The sequence below is a fragment of the Aeromonas sp. R7-2 genome (assembly GCF_040908105.1).
GTDB lineage: Bacteria > Pseudomonadota > Gammaproteobacteria > Enterobacterales > Aeromonadaceae > Aeromonas > Aeromonas caviae.
The window spans coordinates 14357-31497 of the sequence record NZ_JBFODC010000016.1 but is presented as its reverse complement, the minus strand read 5'-3'; the positions used below and the strand labels follow the sequence as shown (position 1 = coordinate 31497).

Here is a 17141-nt window from a genome sequence, read left to right as displayed (position 1 = left end):
AGGCGCCATCATGGCGGTCGAACGCGCCATGATGGCCGGGGATCAGCCGAGGCTTTCCCCCTCATAGAGGGAGAAGCCGATGTCCTTGCACCTGGTCGCCAGCGGCTGGCCGCCGAGGCGGGCCAGCAGCATGATGGCGGCTTCGCGACCTATGGTCTCGCGGGGGGTAACGATGCTGGCGAGCTTGGGGGTCATGGCGTGGCCGATGTCGAGGGCGTTGCTGCCGGCGATGGCCACCTGCTGGGGCACCGGGATCCACCTGGCCTGGCATTGCAGCAGGGCTCCCACTGCCAGGTCGTCGTTGGTGCAGAACAGGCCGTCGAGATCGGGGAAGCGCGCCATGGCCTGGGCCAGCAGCTCTCCCCCCAGGGTGAAGCTGGAAGATTGCTCCGTCAGCAGGTGCTGGCCGGTCAGACCGAAATCGGCCATCGCCTGGTAGTAGCCTTCCATTCGCAGCTGGGTGCGCACGTCGAGCCGGGCGCCGAGGTAGATCACCTTGCGCCGTCCCCGGCGCAGCATCTCTGTTACCATGGCCCGGGCGGCGGCCCGGTGATCCATGCCCACCACCATGTCGATGGGGGAGAGGGGCAGATCCATGGTCTCCACCACCGGGATGCCGGCGGTGGCGATCATCTTGCGGGTGCGCTCGGTGTGCTGGGTGTCCGAGAGGATGAGCCCGTCCACGTTGTAGGAGAGGAGGGAGGCGACCTGCTCCTCCTCCCGCTCCGGGCTGTAGCCGTAGTGGGCGAGCAGGGTCTGGTAGCCGGCGGGCCGGGTCACCGCCTCGATGCCGTGGATCACCGCTGAGAAGACCTGGTTGGAGAGGGAGGGGATCAGGATGCCGATCGCCTTGCTGGTGGCGTTCGAGAGCATGTCCGGCGCCCGGTTCGGGATGTAGCCGAGCTCCTCCACCGCGGCGGCGATGCGCTCGCGGGTCCCTTCGGCCACGGCGGACGGGTCGCGCAGGTAGCGGCTGACGGTCATCTTGGTGACACCGGTCAGGTCGGCAATGTCCTGCAGGGTAGGGCGGCGCTTGCGGGTGTCGTTCATCTGGGGATCCGGCAAAAAATGTTACACGTAACATTACCGTTTTTGCACGGCAATGTCAGCATATGACGCCATCAACAGGGGGCAGGGGATGATCAAGGGCAGGTGTTTCGAGGGGATCCACTTCGAGCAGCAGGAGGTGGAGGGGGAGCAGTTCCAGGGGTGCCGCTTCATCGGCTGCCACTTCTCCTGGCTCGATCTCGGGGAGAGCCGCTTCGTCGACTGCAGCTTCTATGACAGGGAACGGGAGCTGGGATGCCTGTTTCAGGGCTGCGATCTGAGGGAGGCGAGCTTCCTGCGCTGCGATCTCACCCTGGCGGACTTCGGCCGCAGCCAGTGTCTTGGGCTGGAGATGCGCGACTGCCAGGCCATGGGGATCAACTTCGCCCATGCCAGCTTCGCCAACCGGATCACCGCCAAAAGCTACTTCTGCGAAGCCCACCTCACCGGCAACAACTTCAGCTACGCCAACTTCGAAAGCTGCCTGCTGGAGCGGTGCGAGCTTGCCGGCAACCGCTGGCAGGGGGCCAACCTGCTGGGCGCCTCCCTGGCGGGCTCGGATCTCAGCGGCTCCGAGTTCGGGCAAATCGACTGGACCAGCTTCAACCTGCAAGGCTGCGATCTGCGCCAGTGCGATCTGCCCGGTCTGGATCTGCGCCGGGTCAACCTCGCTGGGGTGCAGATCAATGAAGATCAGCAGCAGGGGCTGCTGGAGCAGATCGGGCTGGTGGTCTTCCCCTGAGCGGGATGGAAAAGAGGTAAGTTTTCATCATCGGGGCGGGCGGTGTGGTGCCTCCCCTGCCAAGTAAAAAGCCTGCGCGATGCAGACTTTTTGTCAGGTGAAGTGGTAAACGACGCGGTGTTGCTGTCTTTTGCTCCCTGCCCCCCTCGCGGGAGAAGGGCTGGGGATGAGGGGCGCTGACCCCTAGCGTCTGGCCAGATGTTGTTGGCCCAGGTTGATGGCCCCGCAAAGGTGGACTCAGCGTCTGGCCTGTGGCAGTTGGCCGGGTTGATGGCCCCGCCAAGATGGGCTTAGCGTCTGGCCAGCCACTTGGTCGGGTTGATGGCCTCGCCCTGATAGCGGATCTCGAAGTAGAGGCCGGAGCGCTCCTGTCCGCCGCTGTCGCCGACCAGAGCCACGGGCTCACCCTGCTCCACCTTTTGTCCCACCTGTCGCAGCAGCGACTGGTTGTGGCCGTAGAGGCTCATGTAGCCCTTGCCGTGGTCGATGACCAGCAGCATGCCGAAGCCGTCGAGCCAGTCGGCGTAGACCACCTGGCCCGGTGCCACCGCCTTGACCTGGGTCCCTTCGCTGGCGCCGATCAGAGTGCCCTTCCACTTCAGCTCGGCGGTACGTGGCGAGCCGTAGGAGATGAGGATGGGGCCCTGCACCGGCCAGCGCAGGTTGCCACCCGTGCTCAGACCGCCGTAGCCGTTGCTGCTTGCCTTGGCGCTGTTGCGGGCGGCCGCTTGCTGCTGCGCCACCTTGGCCTGCTGTTCGGCGACGCGTTGCTGCTGGGCCGCCAGCCGCTGCTGTTCGCCGACCTGGCGCTGCTGGGCCGCGATCCGCTGCTGCTCCTCGATGCGCTTCTGCTCGGCTGCCAGGCGCTGGGCCTCCAGACGGCGCTGGCGCTCCTGCTCGGCCTTGATCTTGGCAAGGCGCTCCCGCTCGGCCCGTTCGCGGCGTTCCTTTTCTTCCTGCTGGCGACGCAGCTCTTCCAGCCGCGCCTTGAGCGCTTTCTCCGCCTTGACCAGCTTGTCGAGCTTCTGCTCGTCGGCCTGCACCGACTGCTGCAACTGGTTACGCACCTTGGCACGGCTCTGCTGGCTGGCCAGCAGGCTCTGGTGATGCTCCTGCTGCTCGCCGAGCAGGGTCTGGAGGCGTTTCTCGGTCTCCCTGGTGGCCTGCTGGTTCTTGGCCAGCTTGTCACGGGTGGCGCGCAGGGCTTCAATGGCCTCGATACGGGCCTTGTTGAGGTAGTCGAAATAGTCGAGGGCGCGGCTCAGTTTGGCCGGATCCTGCTGGTTGAGCAGCAGTTTGAGGTAATCGTGGTTGCCCGCCTGGAAGGCGCTTTCCGCCTGCTTGGCCAGCAACTGCTTCTGGTGTTTTGCTTGCTGCTCCAGTGCCAGCTTGTCCTGCTGCAGGGACGCCAGCTTCTGCTGGTTCTGCCGGAGTTGCTGTCTGGTCTGCTCGAGTTTGGCGGCGGCAGCCGAAATGGCCTGCTCGTCAGCCTTGAGCTGGGTGTTGAGCTTGGCAAGCTCCTGCTTGCTGAGCTTGAGGGTCTGTTGCTGTTCCTTGATCTGGGACTGCATGGCCCCCAGCTGCTGGTTCGCAGCCTGGGCTGTGCCGGTACCGCCGATCAGGCAAAAAAACAGCGCGCCGACCAACAGGCCGACGCGACTGGTTTTCTGTGAAATAATTTCGCATCCCCGCATGGGGCAGGATTATTTCAGAATCATCAGGGGCTTGCCAGTCATTTCCGGCGGCACCGGCAGACCCATCAGGGTCAGCATGGTGGGGGCCAGATCGGACAGTTTGCCACCTTCGGCGACCTCGGCTTTACGACCGAAGTAGATGAGGGGAACCGGCAGATTGGTGTGGGCGGTGTGGGCCTGACCAGTCTCTTCGTCCATCATCTTCTCGGCGTTGCCATGGTCGGCGGTGATGAGGCACTCGCCACCCACTTCCGCCAGGGCGTCGGTGACGCGACCGATGCAGTGGTCGACCGCTTCACAGGCTTTGACGGCCGCATCGAACACGCCGGTGTGGCCGACCATGTCGCCGTTCGGGTAGTTGCAGATGATGACGTCGTACTTGCCGCTCTTGATGGCCGCAACCAGCTTGTCGGTCAGCTCTTCGGAGCTCATCTCCGGCTGCAGGTCATAGGTAGCCACTTTCGGGCTCGCCACGATTTCGCGATCTTCGCCAGTGAAGCACGCCTCTTCGCCACCGTTGAAGAAGAAGGTGACGTGGGCGTACTTCTCGGTCTCGGAGATGCGCAGCTGGGTCTTGCCCTGCTTGGCCAGCCACTCACCCAGGGTATTGACCAGGGCGGTGGGCGGATAGGCGCAGGCGGTTTTGATGTCGGCCGCGTATTCGGTCAGCATCACGAAGTGCAGGGCCGGGTTGGCGGTGCGGGCGAAGCCGGTGAAGTCGGTATCGACGAAGGCGCGGGTGATTTCGCGGGCGCGGTCGGCACGGAAGTTCATGAAGATCAGCGCATCGCCGTCGATCATCGGTACAGCGTCGCCGATGCGGGTGGCCTTGACGAACTCGTCGTTCTCGTCGCGGGCATAGGCGGCGGCCAGCGCGTCGGTGGCGTTGTCGGCGGTGAATTCGCCCTTGCCCTGGGTCATCAGGTCATAGGCCTGCTGCACGCGATCCCAGCGGTTGTCGCGGTCCATGGCGTAGTAACGACCGATCATGGAGGCGAAACGACCCTTGCCCAGGCGGGCAAACAGGGCGTCGAACAGCTCGATGGAGGACTGGGCACTGCGCGGCGGGACGTCGCGGCCATCCAGGAAGGCGTGGAAGTAGATCTGCTCGGCGCCACGCTTGGCGGCCATCTCGATCATGCCCATGATGTGCTCTTCGTGGCTGTGTACGCCACCCGGGGACATCAGACCCATGATGTGCACGGCCTTGCCCTTGGTCACGGCAGCGTCGACAGCCTTGGCCAGCTCGACGTTCTGGAAGAAGTCGCCGTCCTGGATGTCCTTGGAGATGCGGGTCAGCTCCTGATAGACGACGCGACCGGCACCGATATTGGTGTGGCCCACTTCGGAGTTGCCCATCTGGCCGTCCGGCAGACCCACGTCCAGGCCGGAGCCGGAGATCAGGGTGCTGGTGTAGTCACGGGCCAGGCGATCCAGATTGGGGGTCTTGGCAGCAGCAACGGCGTTGTACTCTTGCTTGGTGCTGTAGCCCCAACCGTCCATGATGACCAGAACCAGCGGTTTCTTAGCTGTTGACATAAGGCTATGTCCTCTCGGATAGGAATGAATTGCGGGAAGTGAAACTAGCGTAATATTACTACATCTGCCGAAATAGTCACCTGATAGCCAAGTCCCTCTCCAGCCTCGCTTTTTAACTGTTATCCCGCTGTTTTAGGCATGTTGCCGGCTTGTCTGCCGCGGCGGGTTTTCCGCTGTTTCCCCCCTCTTTTCGGCATGGCGCATCCTCTCGTTCGGCCCGGTTGGAGGAGGAAGAATCGGCAGCCATCCCTGATGGGAGCTTGCTCTCGCTTTGCCGCCAAGATGGCTGATCTTATGCAGGGCCCCATGTATACTCGGGCCCTTGTCTTGGTCCCTGGATAGTAGAAGATGCAAGAGTATTTGGATTTCGCGGCCCGCAATCCGCTGCTGACCGCAGCCTGGTTGGGCCTGGCAGGCACTCTGGTGTATACCACTGTGCGTGCTCGTTTTTCTCCGGTGAAGGCGGTCAACAACCACGCCGCTACCCTGCTTATCAACCGTGAAAATGCCACCGTCGTGGACATTCGCAGTCAGGATGAATTTGCCAAGGGCCATCTGGCCGGGGCCCATCACCTGCCGCTCGCCCAGATCCAGGCGAATAATCTGGGTCCGGTTGAAAAGCACAAGGATGCCCCCATCATAGTGGTGTGCGAGTCGGGGATGACCGCTGGTGGCGCGGGTCGCCAACTGAGCAAGGCCGGTTTCAAGCAGGTGTATGTGCTCAGCGGTGGCATGGCCCAATGGCGTGCAGACAATCTGCCGGTGACCAAAAAACGCTGATTTAAGGGCCTGCGCCCACTCATTATCTTAAAAAGGAATCAAACGAAATGGCTGACGAAATCAACAACCAGGAAGTGCAACCGGAATTCCACATCCAGCGTGTCTACACCAAGGATGTTTCCTTCGAAGCCCCGAATACTCCGCACATCTTCCAGAAAGAGTGGCAGCCGGACGTCAAGCTGGACATGGACACCAAGACCAATGTCCTGGCCGACAGCGTCTATGAAGTGGTGCTGACCCTGACCGTCACCTGCAAGCTGGAAACCGAGACCGCCTTCCTGTGCGAAGTGCAGCAAGCCGGCATCTTCACCATCGGCAACCTGCCTGAGCCGCAACTGGCCCACTGCCTGGCGGCCTTCTGCCCGAACATCCTGTTCCCGTATGCCCGCGAAGCGGTGTCCAACCTGGTGAGCAAGGGTTCCTTCCCGCAACTGAACCTGGCTCCGGTCAACTTCGACGCCCTGTTCGCCCAGCACATGGCGCAGGTACAGGCCCAGCAGGCGACTGCGGAAGCCTGATAATGGCCGACCAGATCGCAATCTCGGTCCTGGGGGCGGGGTCTTATGGCTCCGCCCTTGCCATTTCTCTGGCGCGCAATGGTCATCCGACCCTGCTGTGGGGTCACGACCCTGCCCATGTCGCCGAGCTGGAACAGGATCGCTGCAACAAGGCATTCTTGCCGGATGTCCCCTTCCCGGCCGATCTGCAACTGACGTCGGATCTGCAGGCGGCGGTGCAAGCCGCTCCCGTGCTGCTGCTGGTGGTGCCGAGCCATGTGTTCGGCCAGGTACTGACCCGGGTCAAACCCTTCCTGCGCCCGGATACCCGGATCGCCTGGGCCACCAAGGGGCTGGAGCCGGACAGCGGCCGTCTGCTGCAAGAGGTGGCGCGGGAGGTGCTGGGGGATGCCATTCCACTGGCGGTCATCTCGGGCCCGACCTTCGCCCGCGAGCTGGCCGCCGGTCTGCCGACCGCCATCTCGGTGGCCTCGACCCACGACGACTTTGCCGACGATCTCTCCCACCTGCTGCACTGCGGCCGCTCGTTCCGGGTCTATACCAATCCGGACTTCATCGGTCTGCAGCTGGGCGGGGCGGTCAAGAACGTCATTGCCATCGGTGCCGGTCTCTCTGACGGACTCGGCTTTGGCGCCAACGCCAGAACCGCGCTCATCACTCGGGGTCTGGTGGAGATGCAGCGTCTGGGCGCCGCCCTCGGGGCCGACGCCAAGACCTTCATGGGGATGGCGGGGCTCGGGGATCTGGTGCTGACATGTACCGACAACCAGTCGCGCAACCGCCGTTTCGGTCTGGCGCTGGGAGCGGGCAAGTCGGTTGACACCGCCATGGCCGAGATAGGCCAGGTGGTGGAGGGCTATCGCAACACCAAGGAAGTGCATCTGCTGGCGGCCCGCTGTGGCGTCGAGATGCCCATCTGCGAACAGATCTTCAAAGTGCTGTACGAGGGCAAGAACCCGAAAGAGGCAGCCATCGCCCTGCTGTCGCGAGACAAGAAGGACGAGTGATCTGCCAGCCGCAGCATGCAAAAGGCCCCGCCAGCTGGCGGGGCCTTTTCTTTGCCGCAAGGGGGCAAATCAGTAGTAGGAGTGGTCGCCGCGCTGGTGCTCGGTGGCATCCTTGACGCCGTTGAGCTCGCCCGGGAATTTCTCCAGCAACTGCTTCTCGATCCCCTCTTTCAGGGTGTAGTCGACCATGGAGCAACCGTTGCAACCGCCGCCAAACTGCAGGATGGCCAGTTTGTCGTCGGTCAGCTCGACCAGGGTGACCTTGCCGCCGTGACCGGCCAGCATGGGGTTCACCTCGGACATCAGCACGTACTCGATGCGGTCGATCAGCGGGGCGTCGTCGGCCACCTTGCGCATCTTGGCGTTCGGGGCTTTCAGGGTGAGCTGGGAGCCCATCTGATCGGTGACGAAGTCGATGGTGGCATCCACCAGGAAGGGGGCGCTCAGGGGATCGACCAGGCAGTCGAAGCCGCTGAAGGGCAGGTGCTGATCTTCCGGATCGACCGCGTCGGGTGGGCAATAGGATACGCCGCACTCGGCATTCTGGGTTCCCGGATTGACCACAAACACCCGGATGTTGGTGCCATCAGGCTGCTTCTCCAGCAACTTGCGGAAGTGGGCCTGGGCGGTGTCGGAAATGCTGATCATCACTATCCTCATAAACCTGAGTGTACGACTAGGGTATTCATGATAACTCGCTTGGCGGGGCTTGGGTAGCGTGCCGATGGTGAGCCTGTGAGCCCGGGCGTATCGGAATCATGCCGCCTGCGGACTCCCGGGCCGGATCCCTGCCCGGTTATTTCAGGTGTCGGAGGGTACGGCAGATGGCCCACACCTCCACCGTGGTGACGCCGTGCTCATGAAGCAACCGGGTGAGCTGACCTGCGGTGGCGCCCGTGGTGACCACATCATCGAGCAGTGCCACATGCCGGTAGTGGTGAGGTTCTATTTCGAAGGCGCCACGCAGATTGCGTCGCCGCTGGCCGGCACTGAGCCGGGTCTGTTGCGGGGTCGACCTTGTCCGGCGCAGTACGCGGGTGTCGCAAGGAATGCCGGTGAGTGCGCTCAGGGCATGGCCGATTTCTTCTGCCTGATTGAAGCCTCGCCACCACTGGCGCCACCAGTGCAGGGGAACCGGAATGATGACCTGCGGCGGGTTGGCGAGATCCAGATGGTCTGCCAGCAGGCGGGCAAGCAGCGGCGCGAGCAGGATCTGACCGGAATACTTCAGCCGGGGGATGAGTTGGGCATAAGGTGCCTGATAATCGCCGATCACCTGCAAACGCTCCCAGGGGGCGGGTCTGCGCTGGCATCGTCCGCACAGCAGTTCGCTCTCGCGATGTTGCTCCGGCAGCGGTACTGCGCACATCAGGCATCGTCTGTCGTGCTGGTGCTGGGCGTGGCGGCACCAGGAGCACAACAAAGGCGTCTCGTCACAGGGTTGGCGACAGAGCAGGCACAGACCGAGCCAGTCGGACTGGGTGCCAAGGATCGGACTTGCTTTGGCGAGCAGCCGCTTTAACATGCAGGCTCCAAGCAGATAAACAGGGATCTTGAGTCTAGATGAGCGTATCGGTTGAGCGGTTTGGCCAGGGCCCGGACCTGGTGTTGTTGCATGGCTGGGGCATGAACGGGGCCGTCTGGCACGGTATTGCCCAAGAACTGGCTGCCCACTATCGGCTGCATCTGGTGGACCTGCCCGGCTTTGGCAACAGCCCCCTGCAATCAGGAACAGACTACACCCTGCCCTGGCTGGCAGAGCAGGTGGCGGCCATATTGCCTGAAAAATGCCATCTGCTCGGCTGGTCCCTCGGTGGTCTGGTGGCGAGTCAGTTGGCGCTGACCATGCCTGAACGTCTTCACTCTCTCATTACCGTAGCCAGTTCTCCCTGCTTCATGGCCCGCGACGAGTGGCCCGGGATTGCCCCCAAGGTGCTGGCGGGGTTCAACCAGATGCTGGCCGGCGACTTCATGCAGACCATAGAGCGTTTCCTCGCGATCCAGGCCATGGGCAGCGAGCACGCCAGAAACGACATTCGCCAGTTGCGTCACTGGCTGGCGGAGCGACCCGCTCCCCGGCTTGCGGCTCTGGAGGCAGGTCTGGGTCTGCTGGCCGAGGTCGATCTGCGGGATGAACTGATCGGCCTGGATCTGCCCTGGCTGCGTCTTTACGGCAGGCTGGATACCCTGGTGCCGAAGGCCGCCATTCCCTTGCTGGATGCGCGCTACCCTGCCAGCCACAGTCTGGTGCTGGAGAAGGCATCCCATGCCCCCTTCATCTCCCATCCAGAGCAGTTCATCACCCTCCTGCGGCGGTTCATTGACTGAGATTTGAGCGGCAGGCTTCAATAACTCGTCAGATTGATGGATAATTAGCCAACCCTACAGAGGAGTGTGCCAATGCGTATCGAATCAGCCATGACGGCGGGCGTGCAGGGGTTCCAACGGGCCGAGCAGTTGGCGGGCCAGGCTTCCAGCCAGATCGCCCGTCTCAATACGCCAGCGGGTGAGCAGGTGCAGTTGCCGGATGAACTGGTGAATCTCAAGGTGGCCGAGCTGCATGCCGGGGCATCCGCCAAGGTGATCCAGACGGCCAGCGACATGCTGGGCACCCTGATCGATATCCGGGTGTGACATGAACATCAACGTCAGTCTGCCGACCATCATTCCGAATCAACTGCAGCCGCAGACGGAATCGGCACAGACTGACAACCGCCGCGCAGAACTGGTGCCCCCCAGCCGCCAGAGTGAGGCGTCCAACGCCGAGTCAGGCGTCGGTTCCCAGAAAGAGAGAGCCCGGGCCGCCCAGGCCAATCCCGCCGCCCCATCCTCGTCCACGAAAGAGAACGGCCAGACCGGCCCCGTGATGGTGGCGCACCGTTTTGTCGAGGCAACGGGGGAGGAGGGGGAGCGTCGACAACGTCAGGAGGGTGAACAGCAGGAGCAGCAAAAGCAGCAGCAGCGTCAGGTGGCTGCGCTGGTCGAACGGGATCTCGAAGTTCGCAAGCATGAGCAGGCTCACCAGGCAGCCGGCGGCGAGCATGCGGGGAGCCCTACCTACCAGTTTTCCCGTGGGCCGGATGGCAAGCGTTATGCCACCGGGGGGGAGGTGGTCATCGACATGGGGACCATTCCCGGGGATCCCGCCGCGACCATCGCCAAGATGCAGCAGGTGCGTGCCGCTGCGCTGGCTCCCGATGAACCATCGTCACAAGACATGAGTGTGGCCCGTGCCGCCTCTGGCAAGGAGGCACAGGCCCGCAAGGATCTGATGACCCTCAGGCAGGAAACCACAGGCCCGCTCGGTGCTTATATGGACAATCGAAACCAGGTGATTGCCAGGCACTATCAGCAAGCGGTGAGGCCAGCCTCCCCGCATAGCCTGAGTCAGGACGTTTGATCCCGCTCAGTACAGGCATGAAAAAGCCCCTTTCGGGGCTTTTTTGCATTCTGGGGGCTTATTTCTTCAGTTTCGACAGGGCAGCCGCGAAGGCGTTGCCCATGGCACCCTCGGTCGGAGCGCTCTGACGGGGCGCCTGTTTCGGTCGGGCGTTGCCAGTGTGACGCGGCTCGGCCGTTTTGCGTGCAGGCTGGCCGGCTTTTTCATCCAGACGCATGGTCAGACTGATGCGTTTGCGCGGTACGTCGACTTCCAGCACCTTGACCCGGACGATGTCACCGGCCTTGACCACCTCGCGGGGATCCTTGACGAAGCGATCGGTGAGGGAAGAAATGTGCACCAGCCCGTCCTGATGGACGCCGATGTCGACGAAGGCGCCGAAGTTGGTGACGTTGGTGACCACACCCTCCAGCACCATCTCGGGCACCAGATCGCTGATTTTCTCCACCCCTTCCTTGAAGGTGGCGGTCTTGAACTCGGGACGCGGGTCGCGGCCGGGCTTGTCCAGCTCGCCAATGATGTCGGTGACGGTAGGCACCCCGAACTGATCGTCGGTGTAGTCGGTGGGCTTGAGGGTGCGCAGCAGGCTGCTGTTGCCGAGCAGGCTGTCCACGGTCTGCTCCAGCTTGGCGAGGATCCGCTCCACCACCGGGTAGGATTCCGGGTGCACCGCCGAGCCGTCCAGCGGGTTGCTGCCGCCCCGAATGCGCAGGAAGCCGGCGCATTGCTCGAATGCCTTGGGCCCGAGTCGGCCAACTTTCAGCAACTGCTGACGACTCTTGAAGGCGCCGTTCTCGTCGCGGTAGGCGACGATGTTCTGGGCCAGGGTCTGGGAGAGGCCGGAAACCCGGTTGAGCAGGGCGACCGAGGCGGTATTCACATCCACCCCCACAGCGTTCACGCAATCCTCGACCACCGCGTCGAGGCGGCGGGCCAGCTGGCTCTGGCCGACATCGTGCTGGTACTGGCCCACACCGATGCTCTTGGGATCGATCTTGACCAGCTCGGCCAGGGGATCCTGCAACCGGCGGGCGATGGAGACGGCGCCGCGAATGGAGACGTCGAGATCCGGGAATTCCTGGGAGGCGAGCTCGGAGGCGGAGTAGACCGATGCCCCCGCTTCACTCACTACTATCTTCTGTGCCTTGGCGGCCGGGTAGCGCTCGAACAGATCGCTCACCAGGCGGTCGGTTTCCCGGGATGCGGTGCCGTTGCCGATGCTGATGAGCTCGACCTTGTGCTTCTGGCACAGCTCGCTCAGGGTCTTGAGACTCTGGTCAACCTGGCGCTTGGGTTCGAACGGATAGATGGTCGCGTGATCGACCAGCTTGCCGGTGGCATCGACCACCGCCACCTTGACGCCGGTACGGATACCGGGATCCAGCCCCATGGTGCAACGCATGCCGGCCGGTGCCGCCATCAGCAGATCCTTGAGGTTCATGGCGAACACCTTGATCGCCTCCTCCTCTGCTGACTCGCGGATACGGCCGATGAGCTCAGTCTCCATCTGCAAGGAGAGCTTGATCTTCCAGGTCCAGCTCACCACCCCTTGCAGCCACTTGTCGGCCGGGCGATTTTGCAGGTTGAGCTTGAGGTGATGGGCAATAATCCCCTCGCAAGGGCTGGTACCCTCATCCTCGCCGGTGACCAGCGCCAGGTTGAGGATCCCCTCGTTGCGGCCGCGCAACATGGCCAGCACCCGGTGGGAGGGGGCCTTGTGCAGGGGTTCGTCGTGTTCGAAGTAGTCCTTGAACTTGGCCCCTTCCTGCTCCTTGCCGGCCACCACGCGGGCACGCAGGGTGGCGTTCTGCCACAGGTAGTCCCGCAACTTCTCAAGGAGATCGGCCTGCTCGGCGAAACGCTCCATCAGGATGTAACGGGCACCGTCGAGGGCGGCCTTGCCGTCGGTGATCCCCTGCTCGGCATTGAGGAAACGAACCGCCTCCTGTTCGGGATCCTTCATGGGGTCACCCAGCAGCAAATCCGCCAGTGGCTCCAGCCCCGCCTCGATGGCCATCTGCCCCTTGGTGCGCCGCTTGGGCTTGTAGGGGAGGTAGAGGTCTTCCAGCCGGGTCTTGCTGTCGGCGTCGTTCAGCTCGCGGGCCAGCTCGGGGGTCAGTTTGCCCTGCTCTTCAATGGAGCGCAGGATCACCTGGCGGCGATCCGCCAGTTCACGCAGGTAGCCGAGGCGGCTCTCCAGGGTACGCAGCTGGCTGTCGTCCAGACCGCCGGTCACCTCTTTGCGGTAACGGGCGATGAAGGGAACGGTCGCGCCTTCGTCCAGCAGGCGAACGGCTGCCTGCACCTGTTCCGGGCGGGCATTCAGCTCACCGGCGATCTGATGTTCTATTACGTGGCTTTGCATCGAGGGTCTCTTGGTCGGGTCCTGTCTAACTGGCCAGCGTGGGGCTATGTCGCCGAACAGGGGGTTTGTCCTGGCGATACTTTAGATACCTGCCAGGCCACTGCCGCGCGGGCCGGTTGGCGCCGCAAGGCGCCGGGTGTGAGCACTATATGGGGTCGGGCAGCGGGATGCCACCCCGGCAGAAATGACGTTTCTCATACCCGGTGGGCGGACATGCTTGGTCTCTCCTGGCCTTGTCAGCCGATTTGGCAGTCAGGGTCGGCCTGGCTTATTTGGGATAGCTGATCTCATTGACGTACCAGCAGGCGTCACCCACTGGCGTTCGCACCAAGGCTTCATCGCCCACCTCTTTCTTGAGCAGGGCACGGGCCATGGGGGAGTCGATGGAGATGTAATCCTTGCGGCCGAAGATCTCGTCATAGCCGACGATGCGAAAGCGCTTGGTCTCACCCTCGTCGTTTTCTACCTCGACCCAGGCGCCGAAGAAGACCTTGCCCTCCTGGGAGGGGGAGTAGTCGACTATGGTCAGCTCTTCCAGGCACTTGCGCAGGTAGCGAACCCGGCGGTCGATCTCCCGCAGGCGTTTCTTGTTGTACTGGTAATCGGCATTCTCGCTGCGATCACCCAGGCTCGCCGCCCAGGCCACTTTTTTGGTGACATCGGGCCTCTCCTCCCGCCAGAGCATGTCGTGCTCCTGCCGGAGCCTGGTGTAGCCTTCACGGGTAATGAGTTTGGTTTTCATGGAGTTATCACTCCCTCGCCAATTGCATCCGGTTGCTCGGGATCTTAGTCATTGTCGCCGCGCTGTCGAGCAAAAAGCAGAGCTGGCCATCCATCCTTCCCGGCTCCGGGGCCGAATGAGGGCAATAACCGGTAACATATTTATGCTTTGTGGTTGCAGGGGGCGGCTCTAGTATGAGGGGAGACAGAAAAGAGAGGTGGCAATGAGTCAGCAATACAAGGTCCTGGTGGTGGACGACGATCTGAAACTGCGTTCCTTGCTGGAGCGCTACCTCACCGAGCAGGGGTTTGTAGTGCGAGGTGTCGCCAACGGGGAGCAGGCCGATCGCCTGCTGACGCGTGAAAACTTCAGCCTGATGGTGCTTGATCTGATGCTGCCGGGGGAAGACGGCCTCTCCATCTGCCGCCGCCTGCGCGAGGCCGGCAACCAGATCCCTGTCTTGATGCTCACCGCCAAGGGGGACGAAGTGGATCGCATCGTCGGTCTGGAGATGGGGGCCGACGATTATCTGCCCAAGCCGTTCAACCCCCGTGAGCTGCTGGCCCGGATCCGCGCCGTGCTGCGCCGCCATACCGTGGAGCTGCCCGGCGCCCCTTCCGCGGCTGAGAAGATGGTGAGTTTCGGGGCCTACCAGCTCAATCTGGCGACCCGTGAACTGAGCCGTGATGGCGAACCGGTTGCCCTGACCAGCGGGGAGTTCGCCGTGCTCAAGGTGCTGGTGAGTCATCCTCGCGAACCGCTCTCCCGTGACAAGCTGATGAACCTGGCCCGTGGTCGCGAGTACACGGCCACCGAGCGCAGCATTGATGTGCAGGTCTCCCGCCTGCGCCGCCTGCTGGAACAGGACCCGGCCCAGCCTCGCTATCTGCAGACCGTCTGGGGTCTGGGGTATGTGTTCGTACCGGACGGTGAGAACGCATGAAGAAAGTGGGCAGCATGTTCTCCCGTATGCTCTGGTTTCTGGCTGCCGTGCTGGTGGTCTATCAAGTCGTCTCCTACGTTACCTTCTACAACTACCTGCTGGCGCCGACCGTCAAGCAGATCAGCCACCTGCTGGCAAACCAGGTCAAACTCATCTTTCCGGTGGACAACAACCAGCTGGCGCTCAGTGAAGATGCCGAGGCGCTGGTCTATGTGACCACTGGCAGCGACATCTATACCCAGAGCGAGGCGGAGCAGCACGGGCTGAATGATTCCAAGCCCTACCCCTATCTGGAGCAGAGCATCAGCCGCGAATTGAAAGGGGATACCAGGGTCAGAGTTGAAATCCAGGATCACTACATCATCTGGATCCAGCCTCCCCAGGCCAGCCAGATGTGGGTGCGCATTCCCCTGACTGAAATTGAAGATGACGACATCGAACCGCTCATCCTCTATATGAGCGTCTTGCTGGTGGTGACCCTGTTTGCAGCCTGGCGTTTTGCCCGTCAGCTGGTGCGACCGCTGGAGGATCTGGAAGCGGGGGCCGTGGCGGTGGCGCGCGGCAACTTTCCCGATGCCCTGGGGGAGCAGGGCTCGCGGGAGGTGCGCCGCCTGACCCGCACCTTCAACCACATGTCGAGCTCCATCAAGGGGCTGATCGAGGAGCGCAACCTGATGATGGCCGGGGTATCCCACGATTTGCGCACCCCTCTCACCCGCATTCGTCTCGCGACCGAGATGATGTCCTCGGGGGATGAGTACCTCAAGGAGAGCATCAATGCGGACATCGATGAGTCGAACGGTATCATTGATCAGTTCATCGACTACATTCGCCCGAACGAGGGGCTCGATGCCCGGCCCGTCGACCTGACCCAGCTCATTCACGATGCGTTGCTGATGCAGACCGATCAGGGACTGGAAGTGGAGCTGCTCCTGCCGGAGGAGGCGGTGCGTGTGGCCTGCCATCCCATCAGCATTCGCCGTATCCTCAACAATCTGTCGGGCAACTCCCTGCGCTATGGCGCGACCCGGTTGCAGGCCGAGCTCAGGGATGATGGCCACTGGGTGCGGCTGCGACTCTCCGACAATGGCCCGGGGATCGCAGAAGAGGACTACTCCCGGGTGCTCAAGCCCTTCACCCAGGGCAATGTGGCGCGCACCGGTGGCGGCAGCGGGCTGGGGCTGGCCATCGTTGCCAAGATAGTCTCCCAGCATCACGGCACCATCAGGTTGGGGCGCTCCGAACTGGGGGGCTTGCAGGTGGAGATCCGGCTACCCAAGAACCAGCCGCTGGAGTGGATGGATTGAAAGCAGGGCGTATCGAGAGATGCGCCCTTTTGTCTGTCAGGGGTGGGGGTCGCTCACCTTGCGGTAGCGCTTGCCATATTTGAGTTGCTGGATAAGCAGGGCGGCGACGATGAGAGCCAACCCGATGGGGGTTGCCGGGTGAATGGTTTCGCCGATCAACAGGTTGAGCAGCACCAGAGAGGCAAACGGCGAGATGAAGATGAGGTTACTGATGGGGGCTGTGTTGGTGGCGTGGCGCAGGGCCATCAGCCAGAGCACGAAACCGAAGCCCATCTCGAACAGCCCCACATAGATGGCGCCAGCCCATCCCTGCCAGGCGGTCATGGCAAAGTCCGAGAGCAACCAGGTCGCCACGATGATGAAGGGCAGGCTGATGAGGAAGCCGAGCAGCAGGCTGACGACGGGATCCCCCTGATTGCGGGTGTTGAGGATCCAGTAACCGGCCCAGATCAGGGTCGACACCAGCGCCAGCGTGACGCCGAGGGGGCTGTCGAACTGTAGACCGAACACGTCCCCCCTGGTGGCGATCACCAGGGCGCCGAAATAGCCGAGCACGATGGCGACGCCATCGCGGCGGCGCAGCTTTTGACCGAGGAAGGGAACGGCCAGCAGGCTGAGGGTGATGGCCCAGGTGTAGTTGAGAGTCTGTGCCTGCTGGGCGGGCAGCAGATCATATGCCTTGAACAGCAGCAGGTAATAGAGGAAGGGGTTCAGGACCCCGAGAGCGAGGTAGTAGAGGGGGCGACTCTTGATGTAGTCGAGCAGTAGCGGCAGTTTGCCCTGACAGGCCACGATCACCCCCAGGGTCAGGGTCGAGGTGCAGGCCGCGACCAGCAGCAGCTGTACCGGTTCAAAGTAGGCGAGGGAGATCTTGAAGGCGCTGGCCACCGTGGACCAGAGGGCGACGGCACAGAGCCCGTACTGGTAGGCTTTCTTCTGATTCTTGAGCATGGGATGCGTTCCGCAAACTGGGGCGAGGGCGCAGTCTATCAGCCTGTTTGCAACATTGTCGTTACCATCTTGCCGAGGGCGATGGGCCGATCGCAGGGAGATCCATCTGCCACACAACATTGCGCAC

General features: G+C 62.7%; 17 protein-coding genes. 9 read left to right on the top strand and 8 right to left on the bottom strand.

Features of this window, described 5'->3' with window-relative positions:
- Nucleotides 1-42 precede the first annotated feature (42 nt).
- Entirely contained in the window at nt 43-1050 is a 1008-nt protein-coding gene (locus AB5Y47_RS03905) for a substrate-binding domain-containing protein (protein ID WP_039039499.1), read from the bottom strand.
- Between the two features lie 88 nt (nt 1051-1138).
- On the opposite strand from AB5Y47_RS03905, the gene AB5Y47_RS03900 reads away from it, so the two are divergent.
- Nucleotides 1139-1789: a Qnr family pentapeptide repeat protein gene (locus AB5Y47_RS03900; protein ID WP_042864588.1), complete on the top strand. Its 651-nt coding sequence runs from the start codon at nt 1139-1141 to the stop codon at nt 1787-1789.
- Nucleotides 1790-2079: 290 nt separating this feature from the next.
- Here the strand turns inward: AB5Y47_RS03900 and AB5Y47_RS03895 are convergent, their stop codons facing one another.
- Both AB5Y47_RS03895 and gpmM read right to left on the bottom strand, forming a co-directional pair.
- Nucleotides 2080-3483: a peptidoglycan DD-metalloendopeptidase family protein gene (locus AB5Y47_RS03895; protein ID WP_049636705.1), complete on the bottom strand. Its 1404-nt coding sequence runs from the start codon at nt 3481-3483 to the stop codon at nt 2080-2082.
- A gap of 9 nt (nt 3484-3492) precedes the next feature.
- The gene (gene gpmM, locus AB5Y47_RS03890; RefSeq protein ID WP_223953939.1) at nt 3493-5022 is read right to left on the bottom strand and encodes a 2,3-bisphosphoglycerate-independent phosphoglycerate mutase; all 1530 of its coding nucleotides are present in this window, start codon (nt 5020-5022) and stop codon (nt 3493-3495) included.
- A 348-nt stretch (nt 5023-5370) separates the two neighbouring features.
- Between gpmM and AB5Y47_RS03885 the strand changes: the two genes are divergently transcribed.
- From AB5Y47_RS03885 to gpsA, 3 genes are read left to right on the top strand one after another with little or no spacing between them, the layout of a single operon-like run.
- Entirely contained in the window at nt 5371-5802 is a 432-nt protein-coding gene (locus AB5Y47_RS03885) for a rhodanese-like domain-containing protein (protein WP_010672546.1), read from the top strand.
- 47 nt (nt 5803-5849) lie between these two features.
- Entirely contained in the window at nt 5850-6320 is a 471-nt protein-coding gene (gene secB, locus AB5Y47_RS03880) for a protein-export chaperone SecB (protein ID WP_010672547.1), read from the top strand.
- 2 nt (nt 6321-6322) lie between these two features.
- A complete protein-coding gene (gene gpsA / locus AB5Y47_RS03875; protein ID WP_049636703.1) occupies nt 6323-7327 on the top strand; it encodes an NAD(P)H-dependent glycerol-3-phosphate dehydrogenase in 1005 nt (334 codons plus the stop codon).
- A 69-nt stretch (nt 7328-7396) separates the two neighbouring features.
- On the opposite strand, the gene nfuA is transcribed toward gpsA, so the two are convergent.
- Both nfuA and AB5Y47_RS03865 read right to left on the bottom strand, forming a co-directional pair.
- A complete protein-coding gene (gene nfuA / locus AB5Y47_RS03870; protein ID WP_010672549.1) occupies nt 7397-7975 on the bottom strand; it encodes a Fe-S biogenesis protein NfuA in 579 nt (192 codons plus the stop codon).
- 148 nt (nt 7976-8123) lie between these two features.
- A complete protein-coding gene (locus tag AB5Y47_RS03865) occupies nt 8124-8852 on the bottom strand; it encodes a ComF family protein (protein ID WP_049636702.1) in 729 nt (242 codons plus the stop codon).
- Nucleotides 8853-8890: 38 nt separating this feature from the next.
- On the opposite strand from AB5Y47_RS03865, the gene bioH reads away from it, so the two are divergent.
- The 3 genes from bioH to AB5Y47_RS03850 all read left to right on the top strand — a co-directional run bounded on the left by bioH (nt 8891) and on the right by AB5Y47_RS03850 (nt 10727).
- Nucleotides 8891-9655 (top strand): pimeloyl-ACP methyl ester esterase BioH, encoded by a 765-nt coding sequence (gene bioH, locus AB5Y47_RS03860; RefSeq protein WP_049636701.1) that lies wholly within the window; start codon nt 8891-8893, stop codon nt 9653-9655.
- 72 nt (nt 9656-9727) lie between these two features.
- Nucleotides 9728-9961: a hypothetical protein gene (locus AB5Y47_RS03855; RefSeq protein WP_041214075.1), complete on the top strand. Its 234-nt coding sequence runs from the start codon at nt 9728-9730 to the stop codon at nt 9959-9961.
- Between the two features lies 1 nt (nt 9962).
- Nucleotides 9963-10727: a putative metalloprotease CJM1_0395 family protein gene (locus AB5Y47_RS03850; RefSeq protein WP_049636700.1), complete on the top strand. Its 765-nt coding sequence runs from the start codon at nt 9963-9965 to the stop codon at nt 10725-10727.
- A gap of 58 nt (nt 10728-10785) precedes the next feature.
- Here AB5Y47_RS03850 and AB5Y47_RS03845 read toward each other — a convergent pair whose 3' ends face one another.
- A complete protein-coding gene (locus AB5Y47_RS03845; RefSeq protein WP_323935042.1) occupies nt 10786-13092 on the bottom strand; it encodes a Tex family protein in 2307 nt (768 codons plus the stop codon).
- 268 nt (nt 13093-13360) lie between these two features.
- A complete protein-coding gene (greB, locus tag AB5Y47_RS03840) occupies nt 13361-13834 on the bottom strand; it encodes a transcription elongation factor GreB (protein ID WP_049636698.1) in 474 nt (157 codons plus the stop codon).
- A gap of 202 nt (nt 13835-14036) precedes the next feature.
- On the opposite strand from greB, the gene ompR reads away from it, so the two are divergent.
- Both ompR and envZ read left to right on the top strand, forming a co-directional pair.
- Entirely contained in the window at nt 14037-14756 is a 720-nt protein-coding gene (ompR, locus tag AB5Y47_RS03835) for a two-component system response regulator OmpR (RefSeq protein ID WP_010672556.1), read from the top strand.
- A complete protein-coding gene (gene envZ, locus AB5Y47_RS03830; RefSeq protein ID WP_010672557.1) occupies nt 14753-16063 on the top strand; it encodes a two-component system sensor histidine kinase EnvZ in 1311 nt (436 codons plus the stop codon). The genes ompR and envZ overlap by 4 nt, the downstream gene beginning before the upstream one ends.
- A gap of 36 nt (nt 16064-16099) precedes the next feature.
- On the opposite strand, the gene AB5Y47_RS03825 is transcribed toward envZ, so the two are convergent.
- Nucleotides 16100-17014, bottom strand: a complete 915-nt coding sequence (locus AB5Y47_RS03825) for a DMT family transporter (RefSeq protein WP_049636697.1) — start codon at nt 17012-17014, stop codon at nt 16100-16102.
- Nucleotides 17015-17141 lie beyond the last annotated feature (127 nt).

What these genes read in the sequence shown, in the direction of transcription:
- AB5Y47_RS03905 (WP_039039499.1), bottom strand. Translation starts at nt 1,050, where the DNA reads ATGAACGACACCCGCAAGCGCCGCCCTACCCTGCAGGACATTGCCGAC.
- AB5Y47_RS03900 (WP_042864588.1), top strand. Translation starts at nt 1,139, where the DNA reads ATGATCAAGGGCAGGTGTTTCGAGGGGATCCACTTCGAGCAGCAGGAG.
- AB5Y47_RS03895 (WP_049636705.1), bottom strand. Translation starts at nt 3,483, where the DNA reads ATGCGGGGATGCGAAATTATTTCACAGAAAACCAGTCGCGTCGGCCTG.
- gpmM (WP_223953939.1), bottom strand. Translation starts at nt 5,022, where the DNA reads ATGTCAACAGCTAAGAAACCGCTGGTTCTGGTCATCATGGACGGTTGG.
- AB5Y47_RS03885 (WP_010672546.1), top strand. Translation starts at nt 5,371, where the DNA reads ATGCAAGAGTATTTGGATTTCGCGGCCCGCAATCCGCTGCTGACCGCA.
- secB (WP_010672547.1), top strand. Translation starts at nt 5,850, where the DNA reads ATGGCTGACGAAATCAACAACCAGGAAGTGCAACCGGAATTCCACATC.
- gpsA (WP_049636703.1), top strand. Translation starts at nt 6,323, where the DNA reads ATGGCCGACCAGATCGCAATCTCGGTCCTGGGGGCGGGGTCTTATGGC.
- nfuA (WP_010672549.1), bottom strand. Translation starts at nt 7,975, where the DNA reads ATGATCAGCATTTCCGACACCGCCCAGGCCCACTTCCGCAAGTTGCTG.
- AB5Y47_RS03865 (WP_049636702.1), bottom strand. Translation starts at nt 8,852, where the DNA reads ATGTTAAAGCGGCTGCTCGCCAAAGCAAGTCCGATCCTTGGCACCCAG.
- bioH (WP_049636701.1), top strand. Translation starts at nt 8,891, where the DNA reads ATGAGCGTATCGGTTGAGCGGTTTGGCCAGGGCCCGGACCTGGTGTTG.
- AB5Y47_RS03855 (WP_041214075.1), top strand. Translation starts at nt 9,728, where the DNA reads ATGCGTATCGAATCAGCCATGACGGCGGGCGTGCAGGGGTTCCAACGG.
- AB5Y47_RS03850 (WP_049636700.1), top strand. Translation starts at nt 9,963, where the DNA reads ATGAACATCAACGTCAGTCTGCCGACCATCATTCCGAATCAACTGCAG.
- AB5Y47_RS03845 (WP_323935042.1), bottom strand. Translation starts at nt 13,092, where the DNA reads ATGCAAAGCCACGTAATAGAACATCAGATCGCCGGTGAGCTGAATGCC.
- greB (WP_049636698.1), bottom strand. Translation starts at nt 13,834, where the DNA reads ATGAAAACCAAACTCATTACCCGTGAAGGCTACACCAGGCTCCGGCAG.
- ompR (WP_010672556.1), top strand. Translation starts at nt 14,037, where the DNA reads ATGAGTCAGCAATACAAGGTCCTGGTGGTGGACGACGATCTGAAACTG.
- envZ (WP_010672557.1), top strand. Translation starts at nt 14,753, where the DNA reads ATGAAGAAAGTGGGCAGCATGTTCTCCCGTATGCTCTGGTTTCTGGCT.
- AB5Y47_RS03825 (WP_049636697.1), bottom strand. Translation starts at nt 17,014, where the DNA reads ATGCTCAAGAATCAGAAGAAAGCCTACCAGTACGGGCTCTGTGCCGTC.